The 24,109-nt window shown below is 62.9% G+C and carries 25 protein-coding genes and 1 tRNA gene; 9 read left to right on the forward strand and 17 right to left on the reverse strand.

Annotation, left to right across the window (positions count from 1 at the left end; genetic code table 11):
• Nucleotides 1–2 precede the first annotated feature (2 nt).
• The 3 genes from MAIT1_RS17200 to MAIT1_RS17210 are packed head-to-tail and all read right to left on the reverse strand — an operon-like array spanning nt 3 to nt 2,666.
• Complete coding sequence (locus MAIT1_RS17200; protein ID WP_158089583.1) at nt 3–833, reverse strand: NAD-dependent epimerase/dehydratase family protein; 831 nt, start codon at nt 831–833, stop codon at nt 3–5.
• Between the two features lie 4 nt (nt 834–837).
• Complete coding sequence (locus MAIT1_RS17205) at nt 838–1,821, reverse strand: hypothetical protein (RefSeq protein WP_085444778.1); 984 nt, start codon at nt 1,819–1,821, stop codon at nt 838–840.
• A complete protein-coding gene (locus MAIT1_RS17210) occupies nt 1,818–2,666 on the reverse strand; it encodes an ion transporter (RefSeq protein WP_085446202.1) in 849 nt (282 codons plus the stop codon). The genes MAIT1_RS17205 and MAIT1_RS17210 overlap by 4 nt, the downstream gene beginning before the upstream one ends.
• A gap of 186 nt (nt 2,667–2,852) precedes the next feature.
• Here MAIT1_RS17210 and MAIT1_RS17215 point away from each other — a divergent pair, with 186 nt between their 5' ends.
• Nucleotides 2,853–3,971, forward strand: coding sequence for a tetratricopeptide repeat protein (locus tag MAIT1_RS17215; protein ID WP_085444779.1), 1,119 nt, complete (start codon nt 2,853–2,855; stop codon nt 3,969–3,971).
• A gap of 17 nt (nt 3,972–3,988) precedes the next feature.
• Here MAIT1_RS17215 and bluB read toward each other — a convergent pair whose 3' ends face one another.
• The 8 genes from bluB to MAIT1_RS17250 all read right to left on the reverse strand — a co-directional run bounded on the left by bluB (nt 3,989) and on the right by MAIT1_RS17250 (nt 9,049).
• A complete protein-coding gene (gene bluB, locus MAIT1_RS17220) occupies nt 3,989–4,687 on the reverse strand; it encodes a 5,6-dimethylbenzimidazole synthase (protein ID WP_085444780.1) in 699 nt (232 codons plus the stop codon).
• 38 nt (nt 4,688–4,725) lie between these two features.
• Nucleotides 4,726–4,947 carry a hypothetical protein gene (locus tag MAIT1_RS17225; protein ID WP_143814903.1) on the reverse strand — a complete coding sequence of 74 codons (222 nt, stop codon included), beginning with the start codon at nt 4,945–4,947 and terminating at the stop codon, nt 4,726–4,728.
• 81 nt (nt 4,948–5,028) lie between these two features.
• Nucleotides 5,029–5,184: a hypothetical protein gene (locus tag MAIT1_RS21905; RefSeq protein ID WP_158089584.1), complete on the reverse strand. Its 156-nt coding sequence runs from the start codon at nt 5,182–5,184 to the stop codon at nt 5,029–5,031.
• Between the two features lie 107 nt (nt 5,185–5,291).
• Nucleotides 5,292–5,798 (reverse strand): hypothetical protein, encoded by a 507-nt coding sequence (locus MAIT1_RS21630; protein ID WP_143814905.1) that lies wholly within the window; start codon nt 5,796–5,798, stop codon nt 5,292–5,294.
• 5 nt (nt 5,799–5,803) lie between these two features.
• The gene (locus MAIT1_RS17235) at nt 5,804–6,100 is read right to left on the reverse strand and encodes a hypothetical protein (RefSeq protein ID WP_085444783.1); all 297 of its coding nucleotides are present in this window, start codon (nt 6,098–6,100) and stop codon (nt 5,804–5,806) included.
• Nucleotides 6,101–6,115: 15 nt separating this feature from the next.
• Complete coding sequence (locus MAIT1_RS17240; protein ID WP_085444784.1) at nt 6,116–7,111, reverse strand: polysaccharide deacetylase family protein; 996 nt, start codon at nt 7,109–7,111, stop codon at nt 6,116–6,118.
• Nucleotides 7,112–7,149: 38 nt separating this feature from the next.
• Nucleotides 7,150–7,911 carry a sulfotransferase gene (locus tag MAIT1_RS17245; RefSeq protein ID WP_085444785.1) on the reverse strand — a complete coding sequence of 254 codons (762 nt, stop codon included), beginning with the start codon at nt 7,909–7,911 and terminating at the stop codon, nt 7,150–7,152.
• Between the two features lie 67 nt (nt 7,912–7,978).
• Nucleotides 7,979–9,049, reverse strand: a complete 1,071-nt coding sequence (locus MAIT1_RS17250; protein WP_085444786.1) for a DUF1835 domain-containing protein — start codon at nt 9,047–9,049, stop codon at nt 7,979–7,981.
• A gap of 148 nt (nt 9,050–9,197) precedes the next feature.
• On the opposite strand from MAIT1_RS17250, the gene MAIT1_RS17255 reads away from it, so the two are divergent.
• The gene (locus MAIT1_RS17255) at nt 9,198–9,953 is read left to right on the forward strand and encodes a carbonic anhydrase (RefSeq protein ID WP_085446203.1); all 756 of its coding nucleotides are present in this window, start codon (nt 9,198–9,200) and stop codon (nt 9,951–9,953) included.
• 381 nt (nt 9,954–10,334) lie between these two features.
• On the opposite strand, the gene MAIT1_RS17265 is transcribed toward MAIT1_RS17255, so the two are convergent.
• Both MAIT1_RS17265 and murI read right to left on the reverse strand, forming a co-directional pair.
• A complete protein-coding gene (locus MAIT1_RS17265) occupies nt 10,335–11,192 on the reverse strand; it encodes a thioredoxin family protein (RefSeq protein ID WP_085444788.1) in 858 nt (285 codons plus the stop codon).
• Between the two features lie 60 nt (nt 11,193–11,252).
• Complete coding sequence (gene murI / locus MAIT1_RS17270) at nt 11,253–12,092, reverse strand: glutamate racemase (RefSeq protein WP_085446204.1); 840 nt, start codon at nt 12,090–12,092, stop codon at nt 11,253–11,255.
• Between the two features lie 114 nt (nt 12,093–12,206).
• On the opposite strand from murI, the gene MAIT1_RS17275 reads away from it, so the two are divergent.
• Both MAIT1_RS17275 and MAIT1_RS17280 read left to right on the forward strand, forming a co-directional pair.
• Nucleotides 12,207–12,291: transfer RNA gene (locus MAIT1_RS17275), tRNA-Leu, on the forward strand.
• Nucleotides 12,292–12,455: 164 nt separating this feature from the next.
• Entirely contained in the window at nt 12,456–12,791 is a 336-nt protein-coding gene (locus MAIT1_RS17280) for a hypothetical protein (protein ID WP_085444789.1), read from the forward strand.
• 133 nt (nt 12,792–12,924) lie between these two features.
• Here MAIT1_RS17280 and MAIT1_RS17285 read toward each other — a convergent pair whose 3' ends face one another.
• Complete coding sequence (locus tag MAIT1_RS17285) at nt 12,925–13,329, reverse strand: DUF4332 domain-containing protein (RefSeq protein WP_085444790.1); 405 nt, start codon at nt 13,327–13,329, stop codon at nt 12,925–12,927.
• Between the two features lie 346 nt (nt 13,330–13,675).
• Between MAIT1_RS17285 and MAIT1_RS17290 the strand changes: the two genes are divergently transcribed.
• The 4 genes from MAIT1_RS17290 (at nt 13,676) to MAIT1_RS17305 (ending at nt 19,463) form a co-directional block, all read left to right on the forward strand.
• Nucleotides 13,676–15,577 (forward strand): hypothetical protein, encoded by a 1,902-nt coding sequence (locus MAIT1_RS17290; RefSeq protein WP_085444791.1) that lies wholly within the window; start codon nt 13,676–13,678, stop codon nt 15,575–15,577.
• Between the two features lie 165 nt (nt 15,578–15,742).
• Complete coding sequence (gene fba, locus MAIT1_RS17295; protein ID WP_085444792.1) at nt 15,743–16,807, forward strand: class II fructose-bisphosphate aldolase; 1,065 nt, start codon at nt 15,743–15,745, stop codon at nt 16,805–16,807.
• Between the two features lie 167 nt (nt 16,808–16,974).
• Nucleotides 16,975–18,555, forward strand: coding sequence for a caspase family protein (locus tag MAIT1_RS17300; RefSeq protein ID WP_085444793.1), 1,581 nt, complete (start codon nt 16,975–16,977; stop codon nt 18,553–18,555).
• On the forward strand, nt 18,552–19,463 hold the full coding sequence (locus tag MAIT1_RS17305) for a formylglycine-generating enzyme family protein (RefSeq protein ID WP_085444794.1): 912 nt from the start codon (nt 18,552–18,554) through the stop codon (nt 19,461–19,463). The genes MAIT1_RS17300 and MAIT1_RS17305 overlap by 4 nt, the downstream gene beginning before the upstream one ends.
• A 24-nt stretch (nt 19,464–19,487) precedes the next feature.
• Here MAIT1_RS17305 and MAIT1_RS17310 read toward each other — a convergent pair whose 3' ends face one another.
• The 3 genes from MAIT1_RS17310 to MAIT1_RS17320 all read right to left on the reverse strand — a co-directional run bounded on the left by MAIT1_RS17310 (nt 19,488) and on the right by MAIT1_RS17320 (nt 23,541).
• The gene (locus MAIT1_RS17310) at nt 19,488–20,684 is read right to left on the reverse strand and encodes a fused response regulator/phosphatase (protein ID WP_085444795.1); all 1,197 of its coding nucleotides are present in this window, start codon (nt 20,682–20,684) and stop codon (nt 19,488–19,490) included.
• 131 nt (nt 20,685–20,815) lie between these two features.
• Nucleotides 20,816–22,507 carry a radical SAM family protein gene (locus MAIT1_RS17315; RefSeq protein WP_085444796.1) on the reverse strand — a complete coding sequence of 564 codons (1,692 nt, stop codon included), beginning with the start codon at nt 22,505–22,507 and terminating at the stop codon, nt 20,816–20,818.
• Nucleotides 22,504–23,541, reverse strand: a complete 1,038-nt coding sequence (locus MAIT1_RS17320; protein WP_158089585.1) for a glycosyltransferase — start codon at nt 23,539–23,541, stop codon at nt 22,504–22,506. Before MAIT1_RS17320 ends, MAIT1_RS17315 begins: the two co-directional genes overlap by 4 nt.
• A gap of 327 nt (nt 23,542–23,868) precedes the next feature.
• Between MAIT1_RS17320 and MAIT1_RS17325 the strand changes: the two genes are divergently transcribed.
• Nucleotides 23,869–24,051, forward strand: a complete 183-nt coding sequence (locus MAIT1_RS17325; protein WP_085444798.1) for a hypothetical protein — start codon at nt 23,869–23,871, stop codon at nt 24,049–24,051.
• The last annotated feature ends 58 nt before the right edge of the window (nt 24,052–24,109 follow it).

Raw genomic sequence — 24,109 nt, forward strand, 5'->3', positions numbered from 1 at the left:
TCTCAGGCGTCCCGCTCGGCGCGCAGCGCCTCCAGCATGGTGCGCCCCGGCGGCAGCTGCGGGCTGGTGTGCACCACCTGATCGCGCGCTTCGTCGCCCTGTTCACGGATGGGCTCAGCGTTCGGCAGCAGGGCGTCGCAGAGCCGCTGCAGCGTCTGCTCCAGGGTCAGGATCTCGGCCCCGCCCGCCCATAGCGTCTGCATGGGCTGGTTGTCGAGGCACCAGAGCAGCATGCGCGCGCAATCGTCCACGTGCAGATAGTTGCGTTTGGCCTGCCCTGGGCCGTGGAGGGTGGGCGGCTGGCCCGCCAGCGCGCCGCGAATGGCGCGATTCAAGCCCAGATGATCCGGTCCGGCGGCGCCGTAGATGCCGCCGATGCGCACAATCCCGGCGCGGGCGCCGGAAGCGCGAATCAACTCTTCGGCCAGCCATTTGGATTGGCCGTAGTCGGTATCCGGCGCTATGGGCGTTTGCGGGCCAAATTCAGTCTGCCCGAAGCCGTGCACCAGCGTGCCGGAGGCTTGCAACAGATAGGCGTCATGGGCGGCGCACCACTGCGCCATCAAGCCCGGGGCCAGAGTGTTGACCGGGTACTGCCGCGCCAACGCGCCCGCGCCGAAATCGGCGATGGCGGCCAGATTGATGATGACCTGCGGGGTGAGTTCATCGAGGGTGCGCAGCAGCTCCGGCGGGTCGGCGATATCGCAGATGTAGGCGCCCTCCACCGGACGGCGGGTCAAGGCGATTAACCGGTCATCGGGGCGCTCGCGTTGCAGCAGGCGCCACAGGGCGGCGCCGAGAAATCCACCGGCGCCGGTCAGCAGAATGGTCATCGAATCACTCCCGATCATCACAGAGTTGCATGAGGCGCGCCGCCACGCGTTGGGGGCCGAGGCCATCCAATGCATGGGCCAGGGCGGGCGGTTGCGGCGCCGTCATGGCGCGCTGCGTGGCGGCGGCCATGCGCTCGGGGTCGAAGCCGGTGTCTGCGGAAACGCCCAGTTGGCTGAAGGCGGCGATGTTGATGTCCTGGTCGTCGCCATGGCCGCACAACACCAGATTCAAACCCGCCGCCGTGGCTTCCAGCGCGGTGACGCCGGCCGCGCCCACGTAGAGGGTGGCGTCGGCCATGCGCTGGCGCATGTCCGCGCCGCGCCACACGGTGAGGCGATGGGGCCAATCCCGCGTCATGTCCTCAAGTTGCTGCTGCACGGCGGGCGCGGGGCGCGCCACCGGGGCGATGATCAGATCCAGCCGTAGATCCGGCGCGCGCGCCAGCAGCAGCTTGGCCACCGCTGCGCCTTTGGATCCGTCGTCGGTGGCGCCGAAGCTGATCAGGGCGCGTGGCTGCGCGCGGGGCGTTTCCCGCAGCGCCAACCACTGCGCGTCGATCAGGCTGTGGCGCGGTCCGCTCAGGATCTCCGGCGCCCGGTAGTGGGCGTAATCCACCGCCGCGCCATAGATATTATGGTTCAGCAGCAGGTCGGCGGTGACCGGGCGGTTGCCCATATCGTCGATGATCAGACGCGCGGCGAATCGCCCGCTCCGGGCCCACGCTTCGCTGATGCCCCAATCGATCCATTTGGCGTCGCCGATCAGCAGGTCGGCGGCGGGCGGCGCGGTGATGTCGGTGAGGCAGGTGGAGACCTCGTGACCGCGCTGGGCGGCCATTTCGCGACAGTTGGCCTCATCCAGATGAAAACAGCACAGCGCGCCCTGGGCGCGCAGGGCGTCGGCCAACACCAGGCAGCGCCGCAGATGGCCCAGACCGTCATTGGCGCCGCAGCCGACCACAAATTGCGCGGTGACGCGCGCCGTCACTGCGGCGCCTTGTCGCTCTGCGCGGCGGTGGGGGACGACTGCTCCTGTTGCGCTTGCATCTGCGCCAACCGCGCTTCAATGCGCTCCAGACGCGGCCCCAGAGAGAAGATCATCTCGCTAATATGCTCCGGCTTGTGGCCGGTCTGCTGCTCCACCTCCTGCTCCTTGGTGGTGGCCATGGCGTCGACGATGATGCCGATGAACAGGTTGAGCACGGTAAAGGTGGTGGCCATGATGAAGGGGATGAAGAAGATCCAGGAGTAGGGGTGCACTTCCATCACGGGGCGCACAATGCCCATGGACCAGCTCTCCAGCGTCATCACCTGGAACAGGGTGTACATGGCTGAACTCAAATCGCCAAACCACTGCGGAAACGCTTCGCCGAACAGGGAGACGGAGATCACCCCGCCGATGTAGAAGACGATGAGCAGCAGGCCCGCCACCGAGGCGACGCCGGGCAGGGCCAGCAGCATGCCGTTGACCACCCGCCGCATGGAGGGCAGCACCGAGATCAGGCGCGCGGCGCGGAAGATGCGCAGCGCGCGCAGAATCGACAGGCCGCCCTGGGTCGGCAGCACGGCGATGGCGATGATTAAAAAGTCGAAGATGTTCCAGCCGCTGCGGGCAAACCCGCGCACGCCATAAGCGCCGATCTTGATCACCATCTCAAAGATGAAGATGGCCAGACACACCGAGTCGATGCGGTCGAGCAACGTCATGGTCTGGTTCGAGAGCGTCTTATCGGTCTGGATGCCCAATACGGCGGCGTTGAGTAGAATGACGCCGATGATGGCGTTCTGGAATCGTGGGTTCTCCACCCACTCGAGCAAGCGTTGTCTGATCATGGCGCGCAGATTCCAATGGGTGAAGAAACGCAAGGTTAGGCGCATGTTGCGCCGCGTCATTCTAGCCTTGCCATGGGGGATGGGAAAAGGGGGCGGATGGCGCAGCGTGCGCAGGGCTGCTATGCTGGCGAGCGGGAGACGAGTTGAAACCGTTGCGCGGCGCGGGCCGCAGAGGTGGATGCGGGTATGAACAGAGGGGTTGCGTTGGCTGTGGGTTTGGCTGTGGCGGTGCTGCTGCTGATGCGCGCCGTGACGCCGGATGATCCGTTGCAGGGGAGCGTGACGCCCCCTGCGCCGATGCAATCAACTGCGGCGCCTCGCGCGGCGCCGACTTTCCCTGAGCGCGTGCCGAGCGATTGCGCCTCGCCCTACTATGAACCGGGTCCAGGCGGGGCGATGGTGCTGAAGTGTCGTCCGCAATCTGCTGCGCCCGCCGAACCTGACACGCCATCTCTCTCCTCTGATGCGCCCACGCCCGGCGTGGCGCATTCCGCAGCGCGTGAATCCCGGCCCGCCGCCGAGGGCTCCGTGGCGGCCGAGCGCATTGAAGGCGACCCGGTGCAGGCGTGCGACCGTCTGGCCGCTTCGCCCTATGATCCCACCCGCGCCGCCGAAGGGGTGGTGGATGATGAGTTCGACGCTGCGGCGGCGGAACAGGCGTGCCGACAGGCGCTGGAAACGGCTCCTAAGGAGCCGCGCATCCTCTTCCAGTTGGGCCGCGCTCTGGCGGCGCAGCGCCGTTTTCCTGAAGCCAAGGATGTGTTGGAGCGCGCCGCCGACGCCAGCCATGCCGCCGCGCAGTATGCATTAAGCGAAATCTTCCTGGATGGCGCGTTGGGGGAGGGGTATCACACCCGCGGCATGGCGCTGCTGCGGCGCGCGGCGGTGGGCGAGAACGCCAAAGCGCAATATGCCCTGGGGTTGTTGCACATCAGCGGAGCCATCGGCGCGCCGCGCAATACACGCGAAGCGGTGGGGTGGTTGCGCCAATCGGCGATGCAGAATTACGCCCCCGCGCAGTTCGCCCTGGGGCGCATGCTCTATATGGGGCGCGGCGTGCGCGCCGATCGCAAAGCGGCTTTCCGCTGGCTGGAGAAGTCGGCCAAGCAGAACTACGCCGATGCGCAATTGGCGTTGGCTTCCATGTACAACACCGGCAAAGGCGCGCCCAAGGATCCGGAGCAGACCCTCTATTGGTTGCGCCGAGCAACGGATAATGGCCACCCCGACGCCAAACGCTACTACGATCAGTTGCTGCGTCAGAGCGGCGCGCAAGCCGATAACGCCAAAACGGCGCCCCCCTGATTCTTGGGGCGGGGCGCTCAATAGGCGCGTTTGTGGTCTTGCGCCAAGGCGACCTCTTCGCCGCGAGCGCCGTGTCCATAGGCATCGGTGTAGAGCAGCGCTTCCAATGCTTCGCCATGACGCCAGTCCACCATCTCCAGCAGCGGTTTGGCGGGGAACTCCCGCACCGGACCCAAACAGAAGATTCCCAGCGGAAACGCCCCAGGCGGGCAGCCCAATAACTGGGTGACATAGTCGGGGTCAAAAAACGATACCCAGCCCAGCCCCAGATTCTCCGCCCGCGCCGCCAGCCACAGGTTCTGCGCGGCGCAGGCGCACGAGGCGATGGCCATCTCCCGCGGCATGGTGCGACGCCCCAGCACAGTGCCGTCATCCGGCGCCATGATCAGCGCCAGCAGTTCAGCGCATTCGCGAATCCCTTCAATCTTCAGGCGCAGAAATTCGGTCTGCCTTTCGCTCAACGCTTCAGCGGTGCGCAGGCGCTCGGTCTCCACCGCCTCGGCGAGTTGCGCGCGCGTTGCCGGGTTGCAGATGCGGATAAAGCGCCACGGCTGCATCAGCCCCACGGAGGGGGCCTGGTGCGCGGCGGTGAGAATGCGCGCCAGGGTGGCGGGCTCTACCCTCTGGTCGGGCAGAAAGTGACGAATATCGCGGCGGGCGGCGATGACCTCATAGATCGCTTCGCGCGCGACGGCGTCAAAAGTGGGCTCATCCATAGCCGATGGACTCCTTGAATTCTCTGATATCGATGAAACTATTGGCGCAGAGCGCGACGCTTTTCCCGCTGCGCGTCGCGCAGGGCCTTTCTCTCATCACTCTGCTCTTCATGCAACGCCTGTCGCGCTTGGCGCTGGGATTGTCGCAGCTCCTGGCGCCCTTGCCGATTCTCCTGGCGCAGCTGTTTGCGCTCGTCGCGGTTGGCGTCGCGTCGGGCGCGGCGTTGTTGCCGCAACGCTTGACGCTCTTGTGGGCTCATGGCGCGCCAGGTCTCCTGCGCGTCGTCATCAGCGTGCGCCGGATACTGGGCCGCGCCCACTAAGGCGTCTGGGCGAAGGCGTTATTGATTGCTCTGCTGCATATCAGGCGGCGGGGGCGGCATCTGGCCCTGTTGCCCCATCCGCCCCATCTGGCCCTGATTCATGCCGTTCTGCGGCGGCGGCATCATTCCTTGGTGCCCCATCTGGCCTTGGCCGCCGCAATTGGAAGGGGCCATGCCTTGCTGCCCCATGCCTTGCTGCCCGGATTGCCCCTGGCCCAGGCAACGCGGAGGCGGGGGCGGCATCTGGCCCTGTTGCCCCATCCGCCCCATCTGGCCCTGATTCATGCCGTTCTGCGGCGGCGGCGGAGGCATCTGGCCCTGTTGTCCCATTTGGCCTTGGCCACCGCAATTGAAAGGGGCCATGCCTTGCTGCCCCATGCCTTGCTGCCCGGATTGCCCCTGGCCCAGGCAACGCGGAGGCGGGGCGGCATCTGGCCCTGTTGCCCCATCCGCCCCATCTGGCCCTGATTCATGCCGTTCTGCGGCGGCGGCGGAGGCATCTGGCCCTGTTGTCCCATCTGGCCTTGACCCATGCCTTGTTGACCCGTCTGACCCTGGCCCAGGGTCATGCGCTGCTGGCGATACGCCTGACGCTGCTCCGGCGTCATGTTGCGCCACGCCTCCATCATCTCCTGGCGGCTCTGCGCCTGACTGGGCGTCGGCGGGCTCAGGATAAACGCAGCGCACAGCGACAGCGCGCCGAGCAGGGGAAACTGTTTTCGGCGTTGATTTGGCATGCTGCGTCTCCTGTTGTATGAACCGTCGTCAATGTGCGTGAGCGCCTGCATGCGCTCTAGTCCAGTTTTTTCGCCTGTCCGGGCGGTATGCGCGTATGACCTGGGGGCGTTTTGGTGTGGCCGGGCGGCGTTCTGGTTAAACCGGGAGGCGTCTTCTCATGGCCCGGGAGCGTGTTTTTGGCTTTCTCGTCATCATCGCCGGGAATCAGCATGCGCCACACGTTCTCGACAATGGCGCCGATGCTCTTGGCGTCGTCGGCGCGCGCTGCGGGCGTACAGATCAGCGCCAAGGCGAGCAGTCCGAAGGAAAAGATAAGGGTTCGTTGTGTTGTGTGCAGGTTTGTCAGGTTCATCGTCAACCTCACTGGTTAGTCGGCGCGCCGGGAGCGCCAGCGCTGTGCCGCCATTTTGATCGCCAACCACAACAGAAAGCCGCTCTCACTCTGCGGCAGCGTAGGCGTGGCGAAACGGTGGATGAGTCCATCAACCGGGCCGGTATGAATCCGTCCGCTGGATTCGAACAGGCGCTCCTGGCCACAATTGCGTATGACGGTATGAGTCGCTTCGTTGTAGCAAAGCGCCGGTTGGCCATACGGATAGCTGAACCAGCGCGTGCCTTGCGGCAGGGCGTCGAGCCGCTCCTGGTTGCGCGCTACGTCTTGCGCCAGGAACTCGGGGGAGACCGCAGCGGCGTTGGCGTGAGTGTAGGTGTGATTGCCGTAGTGGATGATCGACAGCTCCTGATGGCGCTGGATCTGCTCCCACGCTCCGCCCGGCCCATAGTCGGCGCGCACGCTGCGCTCAATGGCGGCGCGGTCGTGGGCATCGAGGTAGGCTTGGGTCAACTCCGGGGTGGCGAACAGAAACGGCAGACTCTGTTTGGTCGCGTCCCAATCGGGGCCATAGGCGGCGGCCAGATGGGCGATAAAGTCGGGACGGTTGGCGCACAACCAACTGGTGAGCGCCGAGTGAAACACCGCGCCATCTTGAATGCTGGCGTTGAGGAAGTTGATGGCGTGGGCGCCGTGGCGCCGCAGGATGGGGATGGCGTTGTCGAAGAATCCTGGAGCGCCGTCGTCGAAGGTGACGAACACCGCCGGGCGGCGATAGTCGCCGCGCTGCATGTCGCGCAGGGAGCAGAAGTAGAATCCCGCCTCGTGCAACGCCTGCAGTTGCGTGGCGAACACGTCAGGGGCGTGGTTGAGGTCGTGGCGGGCGTGAAACGGGCTGGGGGCGTCGCTGATCTCATGGTAGATGAGCACCAGGGTGGCGTCGGCCAGCAGCCAATGCAGCAGAGGCTTGGGCAGGCGGATGCTCTGCACCGGTTTGGAGCGATAGATCGCGCGCAGCAGATTGCGAAGCACGGCGGGCCTTCCTCACAGGGCGTTGGAGTGGGACCAATCTAGTGTGATGCGTGGCCTGCGTCCAGGCGTTGTTGCAGTTGTGTTAGCAATGGTTGGCAGATCTGCGCAATGCAATCCTGGATGAACTCTTCCGGGACTACGCTGGCCAGCGGCAGCGCATGTTTGCCGCGCGCGGCGTGGCTCCGGTTGGCGTTGAGTTGCGCCGTGTCGATATTAAGAAACGTCGCTAGCCGTTCCAGGCTGACGCCGATGCGCTCGGTGCGCAGCAGTAACAGGCGTTCAGTGGGGACGGCGTTGAGCACGGTTTCAATATGCTCGCGCCAATAGCTGAGGTACGCCGTGATGGGACGCACATTGGGCAGGCGCGACAGGAGTTGATCGTGTTGCGTGAAGGCGTCGGGGTAGGGCGCATAGCGGCGCGCCTCCAACTGCTCCCACAACGAGCCGGTGCGCGCAGTGATGAGGTTCTGATTCAGCTCCGATTCCAGCCACGGGCGCGGATCGCGGATGGTGAGCACAAAGCGCGCTTCGGGGAACGCTTGGGCCAGCATCGGCGCCGCCCAGTGCAGGGGGTGGCTCGCCTCCATCTCCAGCGCCAGGCGTTGGTCTCGCTCAATCAGGATCCGCTGCATGTTGGCGTCGGTGAGCGCGCCATCGCGCCAGGCGATGAGGTCAGGCAGGGTGCGTGCCGGGTCCGCCTCATGGCCTGTGCGGAACTGCTCACGGAACAGGGCGTGAATGGAGTGGGTGCCGCTGCGCGGCAGCCCGACGCAATAGGCGTGAAAGCGTCTTGGAGGCATCTGTCTCTCTGTCTGGCTTCAAGGCTGCATGCGTTGCCGTTCGACTCGCTGCGAAGAGCGGATCGAATCACACACAAAAGGTTTGCTTCTCATCATCCCAGAACCACGGGTTCTCCGGGCTGATGCGCACGCCGCCGCGATCCATCACCTGCTGCGCCACCGCGCGCCCGGTGAGTTCTCCCGTCATGAACGCCGCGCCGCGCGGGGTGAGGGCGTAGCGGGTTTCCAGCCCCATGGGGTTTTCTGCATCCTGTTGTGTGCAGGCCAGCAGGGGTTCGGGCAGACAGGTGAGATCATCCAGCACCCCTTTGACGCCTAAATCGCCCCAGAACGGCGCGGGTTCACTGTACATATAGGCGTTGAAGATGCGCGGGAAGCTGTCCACGGCTTGCACAAAGCGCGCGTAACGCTCCGGCTCCATGGGGCGGGAGAGGCGCGGCTCGGCGGGCGGATTCGCCACCGCCTCCAGCAGTCGGCGCTGGGTGAGGGTCAGTCCGTCGCTCTGCCAGGGGAACTCCTGACAGAAACGCAGCAGCGCCGCATGCAGAAACGGCAGCGCCTCAGTGTCCCACTTGAGCGCCCGCGCCAGCGCCTTGGGGTCCGGTTGCCGAATGGCGCGCCACACCCGTCGCGCCACGTCGAATGGCTCTTCGGTCACAGGCTGTGCGGTTTCCATCACTTCGGCCAGTTGTGTTGGGTTGAGCTGTCCCAGCCCCCAAAATGGCTCGATTCCGTCAAAACGATCGATGCACGCCAATGCGCAGCGCTGCGCCACATCCTCCCGGCGCCCCAAACGCTCGAGAATCTGCAGCAGTTGCAGTTGATCGTAGAGATCGTGCTCAAACAGCAGCACGATGCGGTCATAATCCTTCAAATCCGCCAACTTCTGGCGTCGCGCCGCCATGTCATCGTGAATCTGTTGCGCCGTAGGGGCGTCGGCTTGGGAGAAGGCGTCGGCCAAGAATGCCGCCCGCGTCGCATCCAGCGCCATGTCATCCATTCGCGGCTCCGGCAGCGGCGGCGGAATCGGCCCGATGTGCAGCGCGTCGCGCCAGGGCAGGGCGTCTTGTGCGGGGACGCCCAACTCTCGCAGCGCGAGCGAGACCGAATCGCCGTTGGTTATGTACAAAGTTTTCATGGAATTATTCCAGGCGCGCGACCCAATCAAAAAATCGGACGTTGTGTAGAAGTTCAAATGGCCAAACGCGCGTAAAGTGTGGTTAGATAACAGCAAGCGATCAATGAACGTTTTGTCGATACTCTACACCATGTTGAGGGGGATGAGCATGATCAAGCGACTGGCGGTGGCGGCGTTGGCGACCATGGCGATGGGCGCAGCGGGCGCGGCGATGGCTTCGGACAAAGCCCATGGCGGGGCGCCCCACTGGGGCTACTCCGGCGATGAAGGGCCGAAAAACTGGGGCGCGCTCAGTGATGCGTTCATTGCTTGTTCCAAAGGCGTGAATCAGTCGCCGGTGAACATCAGCGAGACCGTGGAGGCGCTGCAGCAACCGTTGATCTTTAACTATGGCGCCACCGCCAAGGAGGTGATCAACAACGGCCACACCATCCAGGCCAATCTCTCGGCGGGTTCGGAGTTGGCGGTGGACAATATGCGCTTTGAGCTGCGTCAGTTCCACTTCCACAGCCCCAGCGAAAACCAGTTCGATGGCGTCTCCTATCCGCTTGAAGCGCACTTTGTCCATGTAGGCCCCAAGGGCGAGTTGGCGGTGGTGGGGGTGATGTTCCGTCTGGGCGCGGAGAACGCCGAGTTGGCGAAGATCTGGGCCAAACTGCCGGAGTCGGGCGAAAAAGCCACGGTGGAGGCGGTGGATCCCAATCTGCTGCTGCCCGCTTCGCGCGACTACTACCGCTTTAGCGGGTCGCTGACCACGCCGCCGTGCAGCGAGGGGGTGCGCTGGTTGATGATGAAGGAGCCGTTGACCCTCTCCAGCAAGCAGGTGGATCAGTTCGTCAATCTGATGGGCGGTCCCAACAATCGCCCGATTCAGCCGCTCAACGCCCGCCGCGTGATGCGCTGATTCTGTTTCACGCTGTCTGAATAAAAAAACGCCGCCTCGAGTTGCTCGGAGCGGCGTTTTTTTGATTTGCATGCGCATAAATCAAAACCAGAATGGCACGGAACGACCAATGTTTGCGTGATGCAGGGTGAGCTTGCGCTGACTATTGGCCGCCGACTGGTCGGCGGCGGGGTGATTCGGGCCATCCATGGCCCTCACCCTTCGGGCTCGCTTACGCGAGTCAGATTCGGCAATCTTGCCGAATCGTCTGGGGGCTGCGCCCCCAGCGGGGCGAGGGGCGGCGCCCCACGGTTTGGCTTTTGGGAGCTCGAGGGCAAAGCCCTCGATATCTTCCATTTTCAAAATCGCCAATATCCAATTCTACATTCGACACATTATAGCTCAAGAGAACAGGTGTGCGCTGAGTTTGCCGCGATATTCGATGGTGAGCGGGTGGGTGTGGCCCAGCATCTCGAATGTCTGGATCAACTGCTTGCGTCCGGCGTCATCCTCAAAGGCGCGGTCACGCTTGAGAATCTCCAGGAACTGATCCATTCCCTCGGCGAAGGCGTCGCTGGCCACCAACGCCTGCCCCAGGGTCAGGCGCGCGGTCAGGTCGTCGGGGTTGGCGTCCACCTGCGCGCGCAGGCTGTGCAGGTCGCCGCCCGCATCGGCAAACGCCAACTTGGCGTGAATCGCCTTGGCTTCCGGGCTCTCAGCCTGGGAGGGGCAGAGTTGTCCCAGCACCGCTTTGGCGGCTTCGTGCTGGCTGTTTTCCAGTAGAATCCGCGCTGCGCCGCAGATGCTGGGGGCGTGGTCCGGTTGGGCCTCCAGCGCCGCCTGAAAGAGATTCAGCGCCTCATCCATACGCCCATGTTGGGCCAAAAGCGCCGCGTGCGAACTCATTTTGTCCGCTTCGGAGGGGATGGCTTTGTCGAGGAACTCGCGAATGCGCGACTCGGGCAGGGCGCCGGTGAACTCGTCGACAACCTGGCCGTCGATGACCAGCTTGACGGCGGGAATGCCGCGCACCTGGAACTGTTGCGCCAGGGATTGGTTCTGGTCGGAGTCGATCTTGGCCAACAGGAAGCGGCCATTCATATCTTCGGCGATCTTTTCCAATATCGGACTGAGGGTGCGACAGGGCTGGCACCAGGGCGCCCAGAAGTCCACCAGCACCGGCAGACTTTGCGAGCGGTGCAGCACCTCGGTGACAAAATTGGTTTCATCGACATCGATGACCCACTGTGAAGCAGCCATGGGGCGATCCTCATCGGTCAGAATGTGAACGTGGCGATCTTTTGTACAAGTTTTAGACTATTAGAGATCCACCATCTCCGCGCGTTCAATGGGAAAACCGTGCAGAAAGCGCCGCGCCACTTCGGTAAAGCGGTCGGCCTCGTCAGTGACCAGATAGCGCAACTGCTGCTGGGCGTCCTCGAATGTGGGGCGCACCACCTCGGGCATCAGATCCGCCAGATCATCGGCCACGGCATGGGCGGAGTCCACCAGCGCAATCTCCGGTCCCATCACTTTGCCAATGGCCTGTTTAAGCACTGGATAGTGGGTGCAGCCCAGAATCAGCGCGTCGATATCATGTTGCTTTAGCGGCGCTAGACTCTCTTCGATAATCAGATGGGAGGCGGGGTGGTCGGTCCAGCCCTCTTCGGCCAGGGGCACGAACAGCGGGCAGGGGGCGTCGGCCACGGTCACTTTGGGCTGCATCAGGAACAGGCTGTGGCGGTAGGCGCCGCTGGCGATGGTGGTGCGGGTGCCGATCACGCCGATGCGTCCGCTGCGGGTGGCGGAGAGGGCGGCGCGGCAGCCGGGTTGGATCACCCCCAGGGCGGGCAGGGCGGTATGGGCGCGCAGCGCCGCCAGTCCCAGCGCCGAGGCGGTGTTGCACGCCACCACCAGCGCCTTGACCTCATGGGCCTCCAGCACGCTGGCCACCTGAATGGTGTAGCGCTCCACCGTGCGCGCCGATTTTGTGCCATAGGGCACCCGCGCGGTATCACCCAAATACAGGAACGATTCGTGCGGGAAACGCGCCGCCAGGGCGCGCAGCACGGTCAGGCCGCCCACGCCGGAGTCGAATACGCCGATGGGGCGGGTGTCGGGGGCGGCGGGGGAGCGGGCGAGTGGCGGGTCGATGATCATGGCGCACAGGTTAGCGGTAACCGTGCAATTTGGAAAGCCGATGCGCGCGCGGCGCAAAAAATGTTGCCAACCCTTGGGTGATTACGGTATACAAGCTGTTCGCTTTTCTACTGCGCGGATGTGGTGGAATTGGTAGACACGCTGTCTTGAGGGGGCAGTGGCGTGAGCCGTGCCGGTTCGAGTCCGGCCATCCGCACCATTCCTTGTTGATTCTTCCGGCAACCTCTTGCTCTTTTCTTTCACCTAAGCAGGGTGGCGTGCGCGTTCAACCCCAGCGGTTGTGACAGCGCGCATGGTTAAGAGCCCCTGCCGTCCATCCTCAGCGGACACGCTGGGCGGACGTCCTGACGAAGAGGTGATATCATGAAAAAAATTGCACTCGTTCTTATGGCGCTGAGTCTGCTCGGCGCCGCCCCCAACGCCTTTGCCGACCCGGCCAAAGGCGGCAAGTACTATTTGAAAATTTTCAAGCCGAAAACGGGATACAATGGGACAAAATTCGCCTCCATGCATACCCGGGATGAGTGGAAGAGACTGTTCGACAACGATGGCTACGGTTTCATCGCGGAGTTCGGCGCCAAACACCCGAGTCTGAAAAAGTTTCTGTATAGCGATCAGTTCAAGATCAAACTGATGCCGCACATTCGGGATTTCGCCATTGAGTACGCCTCCGACTCCGGCAATGTCCCACGCGACTGACTTTGCCCCGTCAGGACGAAAGTGAGTTGGCGTCGCGCCACTGCATGGCGCGCAGAAACAAAAACCCCCGTTGATTACTCAACGGGGGTTTTTGTTTCTCACTGGGATGGCGGCCTATGGCGCAGCGAGCCGCTTAGTAGGTCATCACCCGCGGCAGCTCCTTGGCTTGGGCCACCCAGTTGGCCACCTGCGAAGCCGCAGGGGGATTGCGCACCAGTTTCTTGGTCTCATTCACTTCCAACATCTTCTTATGCAGATTCTCGGCATTGCGCTGCGCCAGCTCCGGCACGGTGTCCACGCCAGCGGCCTCAAGCAGGTCGGAGTACTCTTCGCCCACCCCCTTGATGCGGAACAGGTCGGCCATATTACACCAACGTAGGATCAATTTGCCGCTGATGCCGCTGTCGGCCTCCAGCGTGCGACGCCCTTTGGCCGAAGCCCCCGCTTCCAGCAATTGCTCAATGGTCTTGATGCCGACCTCTTCCAGCTTGCTGGAATAGGTTTCGCCGATTCCTTCAATCTCCACCAGCTTGGTCATGCCTGATCTCCACTTATATTTTGGTAGGAAATGCAACTGAATCAGGATCCGTCCTCCCTCAAAACAAGATGGCGCGCTCTTCTGAAGCGGCTACGCAGGGGATCTCCTCCCACCCCGTTTTGATGAGGGGAATTATAGGGAATGAGAAAATCTTGCGGCAATGAATTTCAAGCCAGGGCAAGGGAAATTGCGAGGCGTGCGCAATGGAAAACGTTTCGATACAATCCCCTCAGTGCGCCGTAGGCGATGAAAACGCCTGCATCAGGGGCGTCTGTTCGCCAACCGCCGCCGGTCGCTACGCTGACTGGTTGTATTGAACTCTGTTAAGCTGCAACCGGGAGAGGTTATGCGTTCACTGGCGGAATTGCGATCCATCGACCTGCGCTCGCTGTTTGCCCCTCTGCCCAGCGCCGAGGCGGTCAACGGCGCGTTTGCGCGCACCGCTTGGCTGGCGGCGCTGCTGGGGTTGATCCAGGGGCTGCTCAATCCCCAGTGGCTCAACAACGTCATCGACGGCCAGTTGATCGCCGGCGTCACCGGCTGCCCGACGTGGCTGCCGGAGTATATCTACGAGGTCAACTCCTTCTCGCTGATGAATCAGAGCGCGGCGGCGCTGATTCACCTGGGGCTGTCCGACTGGACGGTCAATCTGATCTTCTCGGCGGGCTTCGCTGCGTTGGCCTACGCCTCGGTGGCGACGGCGGCGCTGCTGCTGCTGCGCGCGCCGCTGTTGGCGCTGCTGATCCCCCTGGTTCTCACCGATCTGCGTCTGGTGGGCGATCACTACTACCGCATCGACTTCCCTCTGGATCGCTCCATCTTCGGCATCGTCGGCATGCATGGGACGCTGATGATCCTCACGCTGCTCATTGCCGGGCGCACGCGCCTGGCGCTGTTTCTGGTGGGGCTGTTCCCGGCGGTGCACGCCTCCTGGGCCATCGCCCTTTGGCTGATGACCGGGGTGTGGTTTCTGCTCACCAAGACCAATCCATTCAAACGCGCGCTGCTGATCCCGTTTATCAGCGGCGTGGCGCTGTTCCTGGTCATTGGCGCCATCCATCTCAATTTCATCAAGACCGAACAGCCGCAGATGGACCCGGCCCAGGTGGAGGAGGCGTGGCAGCGCTTTATGCGTGATGATGGACGCAAAAATCACAATCGCCTGATTGGCGAGCAGGCAAATGTGGCGTTGGAGAGCGTGCAGTTCTTCACCAGCGAGATCCTGCTGCTGCTGCTGGCGGGTACTCTGTGGCGTCGGCGTAGCGGGGCGCTTCTTGGGGGCGGCGCGCGCCTGTTGCAGGCGGTATTTGGCCTCATGGCTGTCGCCATGGCCATCCGGTTGGCGCTGGAGTTCGCCACTGAGTGGGTTCCGCGTCCGCTGGATGTGCTGCTCACCAGCCGCTGGATGAACCTGGATGCGCTGCTGGTTCACCTGTTGCTCATCGGCTGGATCATCCGTTTGGCGGTGGTGGAGCGGCTGCGTCTGGCGCTGTGGGCGCTGGGATTGCTGACGGTGATCGACCTGGGCTCGGCGTTCTACAAGCGGCGGCTGCCGCTGCTGCCGTGCCCCGACTGCCCCACCTTCTCCGAGCGCGCCCTGGCCAACGGCTCATTCGTCGCCGTGACCACGATCCTGCTGGCGCTGCTGATCGCCGCGCTGTGGCGGCGGGGCGGCGGCGTGTTGGCGGAGCGTGACAGCTGGCGGGGACGCATGCCGGAGATCTTTGTCGGGGTGATGCTGCTGGTGTGGGGTGGCCGCGCCCTTTATCACGCTGTGGATCTGCGTCAGATCGTCGATCCCCTCTACTTCAGCGAGCGTCATCGCCACACCCCGCGCCACTGCGACGACTGGAAACGCTTCTATCAGGAGCGCATCGTTGACGGCGATGGGCTGTTGATGGTGGGGCCGCAGGCGTTTGAAAATACCCACTTCAACAACAGCGCGCTCTATCTGTCGCGGCGCTGCATCATGGGCCCTCCCTTCGGCGGCCACCCCTATTCGCTGGACTCCCTGCTCTCCAGCCGCAAGCTCAATGCGCAGATCGCCTGCGCGCCCGATCCCAATATCACCGGCGCCGAACTGGTGGCGGCGCTGCCCGCCTGTTGGGCCAACAAATCTGAAGCGGAGTGGCGCGCCCTGCGTCGTGAATACGGCATCGGCGCGCTGCTGCTCAACGCCCGTTGGCGGGTGAATCTGCCCGAGAGCGACCGGCTGTGCGATCTGCGCCTCTACGAGTTGCCGAAATAACTGTTTTGCAGTGGGGAGTTTGCGCGCCGCTCGACGTTTTCATGACAGTTGCATGAATCGCTTGTCCCGCCGGGACGATGGGCGCATTATGGAATCTTTACGCAGGCGGGCGACCGCGTCGCGCCTGCATGACGAACCCGACACGCGTTTTTGAGGAGAGTATTTATGGCTCAGGTATCCATGCGTCAACTGTTGGACCACGCCGCCGAGAACGGTTATGGCATGCCCGCGTTCAACATCAACAACATGGAGCAGATGCTGGCGATTATGGAAGCCGCCGCCGAGACCGACTCGCCGGTGATCATGCAGGCCAGCCGTGGGGCGCGCAAATACGCCAACGACACCGTCCTCTCCTATCTCATCAAGGCCGCCATTGAGATGTACCCGGACATCCCGGTGTGTATGCACCAGGACCACGGCAACTCCCCGGCCACCTGTATGTCCGCCATCTCCTTCGGCTTCTCCTCGGTGATGATGGACGGCTCGCTGAGCGAAGACGGCAAAACCCCCTCCACTTATGAGTACAACGTCGAAACCACCCGCAAGGTGGTGGAGATGGCCCATATGGTGGGCGTCTCCGTGGAGGGTGAGCTGGGTTGCCTGGGCTCCCTGGAGACCGGCGAAGGCGAAAAAGAGGATGGTCACGGCTTTGAAGGCAAGCTGGATATGGAGTCGCTGCTGACCGACCCCGATCAGGCCGCCGACTTCGTCTCCAAAACCGGCGTGGACGCCCTGGCCATCGCCATCGGCACCTCCCACGGCGCCTACAAGTTCACCCGCAAGCCCACCGGCGACATCCTCGCCATCAGCCGGGTCAAAGAGATTCACGAGCGTCTGCCCAACGTGCACCTGGTGATGCACGGCTCCTCGGCGGTGCCGCAGAATCTGCAGGACGTGATCAACAAGTACGGCGGCGAGATGCCCCAGACCTATGGCGTGCCTTTGGAAGAGGTGGAGACCGCCATCAAGCACGGCGTGCGCAAGGTCAACATCGACACCGACAACCGCATGGCCATCACCGGCGCCATCCGCAAGGTGTTTGCCGAACAGCCGGGCAAATTTGACCCCCGCGACTATCTGAAACCCGCCATGGCGGAGATGAAGAAGGTCTGCATCGAGCGCTTTGAGCGTTTCGGTTGCGCTGGTCAGGCCTCCAAGATCAAGTCCATCCCGCTGCCCAAAATGGCGACCCGCTACGCCGCCGGCGAGCTGGACGCCAAGGTGAAGTAAGAAAAATCGACAACTCTGGAAACAGTTATGACGTTTCTGGAGCAGAACTTGCACTGTCATTCCCGGCGCACTGCGCGCCGGGGAGTGGAAGCGAACCCGCCCCGGCCCTGCGCCAGGGCGGGTTTTTTCTGTTTAAACTATTGAACGCACAAGGATTGGGCTCTTCCATGAGATGGCGTGGATTGTGGATTCGACGCAGCGCTGCAGCGCTGGCGGCGTTGGCGGGGGTGGGGATGTTGACGCCTCAGTCGGCGCACGCGATCAATGAGAACCCCTGTCCGGTGGCGCGGGAGTTGGCGCTCAAGGGGTTGCAGCTATACGACCTCAAGCCCGAACCGGGGCTGGAGGCGCTGGAGCGCGCCTACAAACTGTGCCCGGATGATCTGGCCATCACCTACAACACCGGCTTGGCCAACTTCTCCAGCGGCAACATCGAGCGGGCGCGGGATCTGTGGAAACTGAGCAGCAGCGCCCACCCAGAGCACCGTCCCAGCGTGGCCAATCTGGCCTGGACCTACTTTGAGCTGGGCGAGGATGAGAGCGCCCATATCACCGCTTTCAAAGCGTTGGCGCGCTTCCCCGGCGATATCCCTCTGGCCCACACCAAAATCTACAGTCTGTTTCGCATGGGGCGCTATCTGGAGGCGTATGACTGGTTGGTGCGGGCCAAACTCGAGGGGCTGCGCGCGGCCAAATGGAAGCGCGAAGCCACCGAGTACGTAGTGGAGAATCTGTGGCGGCGTTTCCGTCGCGGCGATGAGTACGATGCGCTGCGGCGGACGGTGAACCTGCTGGTGAAAGAGTATCCCAAAGAGGAGGCGTTCATTGTCGCCAAGGATATGTTGGCGCGCGCCATGGTCAACCCCGACGCCGAGGCGCCCTTCGCCATTCCCATGCCCCACGAGGCGTGGGCCAAGCGCGGCAATGTGGATGATCGTCGCGAGATCCTTGACGAGTTCATTGCCGCTTTGCCGGGACTGAACGTTTGGGAGAAGCGCCAGGACGCCTATGCGGTGGTGGTGGGGGTGTCGCGCTACAAAGAGTTGCCGGGGCGTCCTTACGGCGCTCGCGACGCCAAACTATTCGCCGACCTGCTGAGCAAACGCGGGGTGTTGCTGGGCGATGACGCCCATCTGCGTCTGCGCACCGACGCCGAGGCCACCCAAGGGGTGGTGGCGCAGGATATGATGTGGTTGCTGGAGCAGGGGCGGCTCAATCCCAATGCGCAACTGATCTTCTACTTCTCCGGCCACGGCGCGCGCACGGTGGCCATGGGGCAGTCACAAACCTTGGCGCTGCTGGTGGATGCGCCGAGTAGCGGCGACTTCTCCCGCACCGGGCTCTCCCTGAACAACTTCAACGATTTGTTGGAAAAACTGGTCAATCGCGATGTGCTGGTGGTGGTGGACGCCTGCTTCTCCGGCCAGGCGCCGTGTGTGGCCGCCAGCGAAGACGCCTCCAGCGGGCCGCTGTTCAGCAGCACGAAACCGTGGATCTGGGCCGCCGCTGATGGCGGATCGGCTGCGGACTATGTGCCGGGTCGTCAGAGCGCGCTCAGCTACTTCCTGGCCAAAGGGATGTTGGGCGCGGGCGACGGCGCGGCCGGTCGCGAGGCCGATGGCTGGACGCAGTTGGATGAGGCGTTCGCCTACGCCAAACAGGCCATCGCAAAACACGATCTGAGCATGCAGCCCGGCGCGTCGAACCTGACGCCGTTGCGTCTAACCAAGAGCGGAGGGGAGCGATGAGCGTGCGCAATCACCAATCCTGGCGGCGCTGGCTGCCCCGCTTTGGGCTGCTGTGCGCGGCGTTGTGGAGTAGCAGCGCGCAGGCGTTTCTGGTCAATGAGTGGGCTCCCATCGAGACCGGCTCCAAACAGATTGAACCGCTGCGTCAGGTGCAGCCGGGGCGGAGCTTTGTGGAGCCCATGACCGGCATGCGCATGATCTGGCTGCCGGGCGGTTGCTTCCCCATGGGCTCGCCGCCGCGCATCGAGAGCCGCGACGCCGATGAAGGCGCGGTGCGATCGGTGTGCGTGGATGGGGTATGGCTGGCGCAGAGCGAAATGACCCAGGGGCAGTGGCTGTCGGTGATGCGCCACAACCCGGCGGCCAACCGCTTGGGCGAGGACTACCCGGTGGAGCGGGTGGCGTGGGATGATGTGGAGTTGATGCTCAAGCAGCTCAACGCCCACTACAAAGGGGTGTTGACGTTCCGTCTGCCCAGTGAAGCGGAGTGGGAGTTCGCCTGCCGCAATGGCGGGCAGAATATCCGCTATGCAGGGGGCAGCAGCCCGGAACAGTTCGCCTGGTATGCGGGCAACAGCGGCGGACGCACGCAGCGGGTGGGCAGTCTGCACCCCAATCGTCTGGGGTTTGTGGATATGAGCGGCTCGGTGTGGGAGTGGACCCGCGACGCCTATGACGCCATGGCCTACGCCAAACTGGGCGGCTCCAGCCCGGTGGCGCAGGGGTTGACTCCGTATCGCGCCATTCGCGGCGGCGCCTTCGACAGCCCGGCCAAACAGACGCGCTGCGCCAATCGCGGTTTTGAGCGCTTCTCCGTGCGTTCGCCCGCTATCGGTCTGCGTCTGGCGGCGGTGTTGGATAATCGGGTGGAGAAGAAGGTGTTGGGCGTGGGCGACCTGCCTTTTTGATCGCCCACGCCATGCTTGCTGCGCTTAGACGATCAGGTCCATCAAGGTGATGTCGTCGCTCTGTCCGGCATCGCCATGGAAGCGATCGAGGAACTGCTTGATGGCGATGAGCGGGTGGTTGCTGCGCAGGGTCTGCAGAATCAGTTGATCGGCGCGCTCCTGGCCCAACAGTTCGCCCTCGGGGTCGGTGGTTTCGATAATGCCGTCGGTGTGGAAGACGATGTGGTCGCTGGGCTCCACCGGAATGGTGACGCCGCTGGTGTCAAACAGCTCGTTGGGCAGAATGCCCAGCGGGGATGAGTTGGTTTCCAAGTGCTGTAGCAATTCGCCGTTGCGAACGATCATGCCGCTGGGCATGCCGCCCATCCACACGAACAGATGGTCGCGACGGGGGTTGAGCGAGGCCCAGCAGCCCGCCATATAGAGGCCAGTGGGCAATTTTGCGCGCATCTGTCTGTGCATCTCGCGAATGATGGTCTCCGGCGCGAATCCCTTGTTGGTCATGCTGTAGAAGATATCGGAGACCAAAGGCCCGATCAGCGCGGCGGGCAGGCCGTGACCGGTGACGTCGCCCAGCATGGCGTAGTGCGCCCCCTCCGGGGTCATGCCCGAAAGCACCATATCCCCTGATGAGATATCCACAGGTTCGAAAAGGACGCGCAACTTACGATCGTTGAGCGGCGCCTTCTCGCGCATGCGGGTGAGGATATCCTCCACAAAGTAGCGCTCCTGATCCAATTTGGCCTTGGCCAGCGCCAGGGCGTCATTGGTCTCGCGCGCATAGATCTCCTTGCGGATGCGCTGGCGCAGCAGGTCCCAGTGAATCGGCTTGGTCAGATAGTCCGACGCGCCCGCCTCAAACGCCTCATCCACGGATTGGCGATCATCCATGCCGGTGACCATAAGCAGCGGCAGGCGGTCGCCCCATTCGGTTTGGCGGATGCGTCGGCACGCCTCAAAGCCATCCATGCCGGGCATGCGCGCATCCATGAGCACCAGATCCGGCAGCGGTTCATGATCATCGTAGAGGGTCTGTAGCAGGCTGAGGGCGGCGTCGCCATCTTCGGCTTCCACAGAAGTATAGCCGTGTTTTTTCAAAAATCGGCGTGTGAGCACGCGCAGATCGGGATCGTCATCGACGATCAGAATGGCGTGGCGTGTGTGGGGAGTGTCAATTTCCGATTTCATGGCGGTGGCGACCATGGTGTCTGTGTCAGACATAATGCCCTCATCAGTTTAACAGGGGGCTGTGGTGTGCTTAAGTCGAAATAATAAAGCGCGAATAGTCTTTGGGGTGCAGGGAAAAGCCTTGGTCAAAAATATCTGTCGCTGGGATAATAAGGTGTTAACAGCTATTCAATCAATGATTTTGTAAGCTTAAGCCTTGATTCTGATGATTCTGTGACGGCATATAACAGGTAGTGCGGACTCGTTGCCTGTCTACGCAGTTGAGCCAATTTGTCTGGCCAAAGAGCGGCAAAGCGTTCAATGAGGGTCCGGTCCATCTGCGCCAAGGCCTGCGCCAGAGGGTCTTTGCGCCAGCGCGACCAGACCCGCTCCCAGCCCTCGGTCTGCGCGTTGCCCAGGCAGATATGCGTGGCCGAAAAGAGGGTTACTCGTCCATCCAGCCACAGCATCGGATCACGATCAAAAGGGTCCATGGGCGGCTGCGCGCCATTCAGCCAAGCATTCAGCAGAGATTTCTCATTGATGTATGCGCTGGGGTCCAGGGTGGCGGCGCGGCCATAGGCGTCGATGACGCTGCTCATGAGATGGATCAGCTTGTGGGGAAACTTTTGCAAATGAAACGTGGCGTAACTGACGGGGCGCGCCGCTTTTGCCGCATCCTGCGGCAGCTGCTTCTCCCGTGGGGAGTGGGACAGGGCGTCCACCGCCACGCTGTAGCCGCGGGCAGCCAGTTGGGCGGTCAAACGACCCAGAGCGCCCTGCGAAAACAGCGTGCGTGGATCGAAGTTGGCGCTGGTCTGTTTGTGTTGCAGGCTTAGTTCAATATCAGACGTTGGCAACCAGGCCTCGATGATATTGGCGATAGCGGCCACCGGGATGCGTTCGCGCAGCTCTCCACGATGGTTGGCCTGGATCTCCTGATGAAAATCATCAAAGCTGATCTGCAGAGCGATGCGCGCTGGTTTGGCCTTGCGCGAACGCTTGTTAAGCGCCGACTGCATAGCGGTGAGAACGCGCCGCGCATTGTCGGTCTCAATGGCGAACTCGCCATTGAGCAGAATGGCGAAGCGCGCGACATTATTGAGGCTCTCCACAGCGTGATAAAACAGCGGCAGATCGTCGGTCAAGTCACCGCCGCTAAAGAGCATCTGCCCGCTGATGCGCTGCGCCTGTTTGAGAACTTCGCGCGCCTGCTTATCGCTGGCGCGCACCGGTGAGCGATGGATGAACAGGCAGTGGGGGCAGCTCTGCGGGCAGCTCATGCGGGGGATGATCCCCACCTTGTCGAAACGGACCGGCGGCGGGTTGGGCGGATCGGGCAGGGCGTCGATGAGAGCCAGCCGCTCCTGGTCCAGCGGACCGAGGAGCTCGGCGTCCAGCGCCTTTTGCCGCATCTGTTCGGCGCGCACGCTTTCGCGCACAGGCACGACATAGTGGCCGCTATCCCGCCACAGCTCCGCATGGGCGTGCAACGCGGCTTGGCGGTCATTCTGATGCTGCGCCAACAGCGCGCGCATGGTCTGATTCAATCCATCCTCTGTGGGAAGAGACAGGCCATAATCCAGATAGGCGGCGGCGAAGGCGTCGCCGGACTCTGTATTGGCCAGGAGTTCGGCCAGGGTGGCGAAAGAGGGATTGGCGGAGGCGGCCAGCACGTCGTCAAAATAGCGCGGGTGCACATTCTCGCGTAGCCAATGCCAAGCGTGACGATAGGCTTGCAGAGGGGCGTGGGCGGCGAATGCAGGCTCGTCCTCGGCGCGCGCGGCGGCGCTGCGCGTGGCGCGGTTGACCGCCAGCTTGAAGGCGCTGCGCTTGGCGTGTATATACGCCTCAGTCAGAGGTTGCGGCGCATTCATGAACGATATCGCTCCCCAATGGCGCCGCCGAAGCGCAGCGCATGCAAAGCGCCCCAGGCCAGGGGCGTCAACAGCCAACCCACCATAGTGGAATCCAGACCCGGCGCCAGCCAGCGATCAAACCGGGCCAGCCACGGCTTGCCAGTGCGCTGTTGCGCCAATAGGGCCAGCTGCCACAGGTTAGCGGCCAGATAGCGGCCAACTCGGCCCCAACGGCGGATCCCTATGCTGACTCCCGCATCGCCAACAGCATTCAAAAAGTGCGAAACAAACGGCGTCAAATTGAGGCGCTCCGCGCGGCTCTGCTCCCGGTAGGCGTCTGCGGCGCGGGGAAAGAAACTCTCCAGACCGGTGTGGTGCGCGGTCATGATCAATGCATTGAGCGCCCGGCGTGGGCCGACGCTCTCTTGTTCAAAGCGGCGCGCCGAGGTCTCCAACGCGCCGGGCAGGGTCATCCACTGGCCCTGGGCAAATATGCGTGCAGCCAGCTTTTGATCCTCCAAGTAGCCTAGAGTGTCGTCGAAGCCGCCCAGTTCAGAAAAAAAACGCCGTGAAATGAGCAGACCCTGATCGCCATTGATGCAGCCGAGGCGATTGAGGGCGCTTTTGAGTTCATGAAAGCGCAGCGCATTCAATATGTCAGGGCAAGCGTCGGTGAAGCGCAATGGGAAGTGTCCCGCCACGCGATCATGGCCCAATTTTTTGCATCGCTGACGCAGCGCCGTGAGCGCATCGGCCAGCAGAGTCGGCTGGGTCAGGCCGGAGTCGGCGTGGAGAAACAGCAGCCATGCTGTTTGCGCGGCATCTGCTCCCGCATTCATCTGTGCGCCGCGCCCGGGCGCGGAAACGACTACCGCATCGGCAAAACGTTCCGCAAGGGGGATGGTCTCATCCTCGGAGCCGCCGTCACACGCCACAATGCGCAGGACTGCTCCGCGTTGGGCGCGCAGTTGCGCCACGAGAGCGGGCAGACGCGCCGCTTCATTGCGGGTGGGGATGATGACGTCCAGGATGGCCGCAGGCTTGTCATTCATAAGCAAACTATGATATACGGAAATGAACGGCGGCGCCAATGGCCTCTGCGCGCACGTCGGCTCCATTCCGCACTCGATCCACGCTGGTCCACCCTCAGGAGAGAAGCGCCATGCTCGCGCGAACCATCCCCTTTCTGCTGCTCGCCGTCTCCTTCATGCTCAATGTCGGCGCTGCGCAGGCTGAACAAAGTCCCGTGAAACCCGTTGGTAAGCTGATCTACGTCGGCGCCGAAGGGTGCGGCTGGTGCCAGCGCTGGGAGAAAGAGGTCGGCGTGATCTATCCCAAAACCGAGGTCGGCGCGCTGTTGCCCATGGTGGAGGTGGATCATGATCACCCCCCCCGCCGCGTTCAAGGATCTCAACGCGCAGATTCGCTTTACCCCCACCTTTATTGTGCAGTCCAGCCAGGGCAAAGAGATGCTGCGCATTCAAGGCTACCGGGGCGAAGAGTACTTCTGGAACGATATCGAAACCCTGGCCGAACAGATGCAGCAGGATTGCCCGCGCTAACAGGACTTCGCCGGGTCACTTTTTTGCGCAGCGATTTTCGACGCCTAATCCTTCGACG

The organism is Magnetofaba australis IT-1 (assembly GCF_002109495.1).
Classification (GTDB): domain Bacteria; phylum Pseudomonadota; class Magnetococcia; order Magnetococcales; family Magnetococcaceae; genus Magnetofaba; species Magnetofaba australis.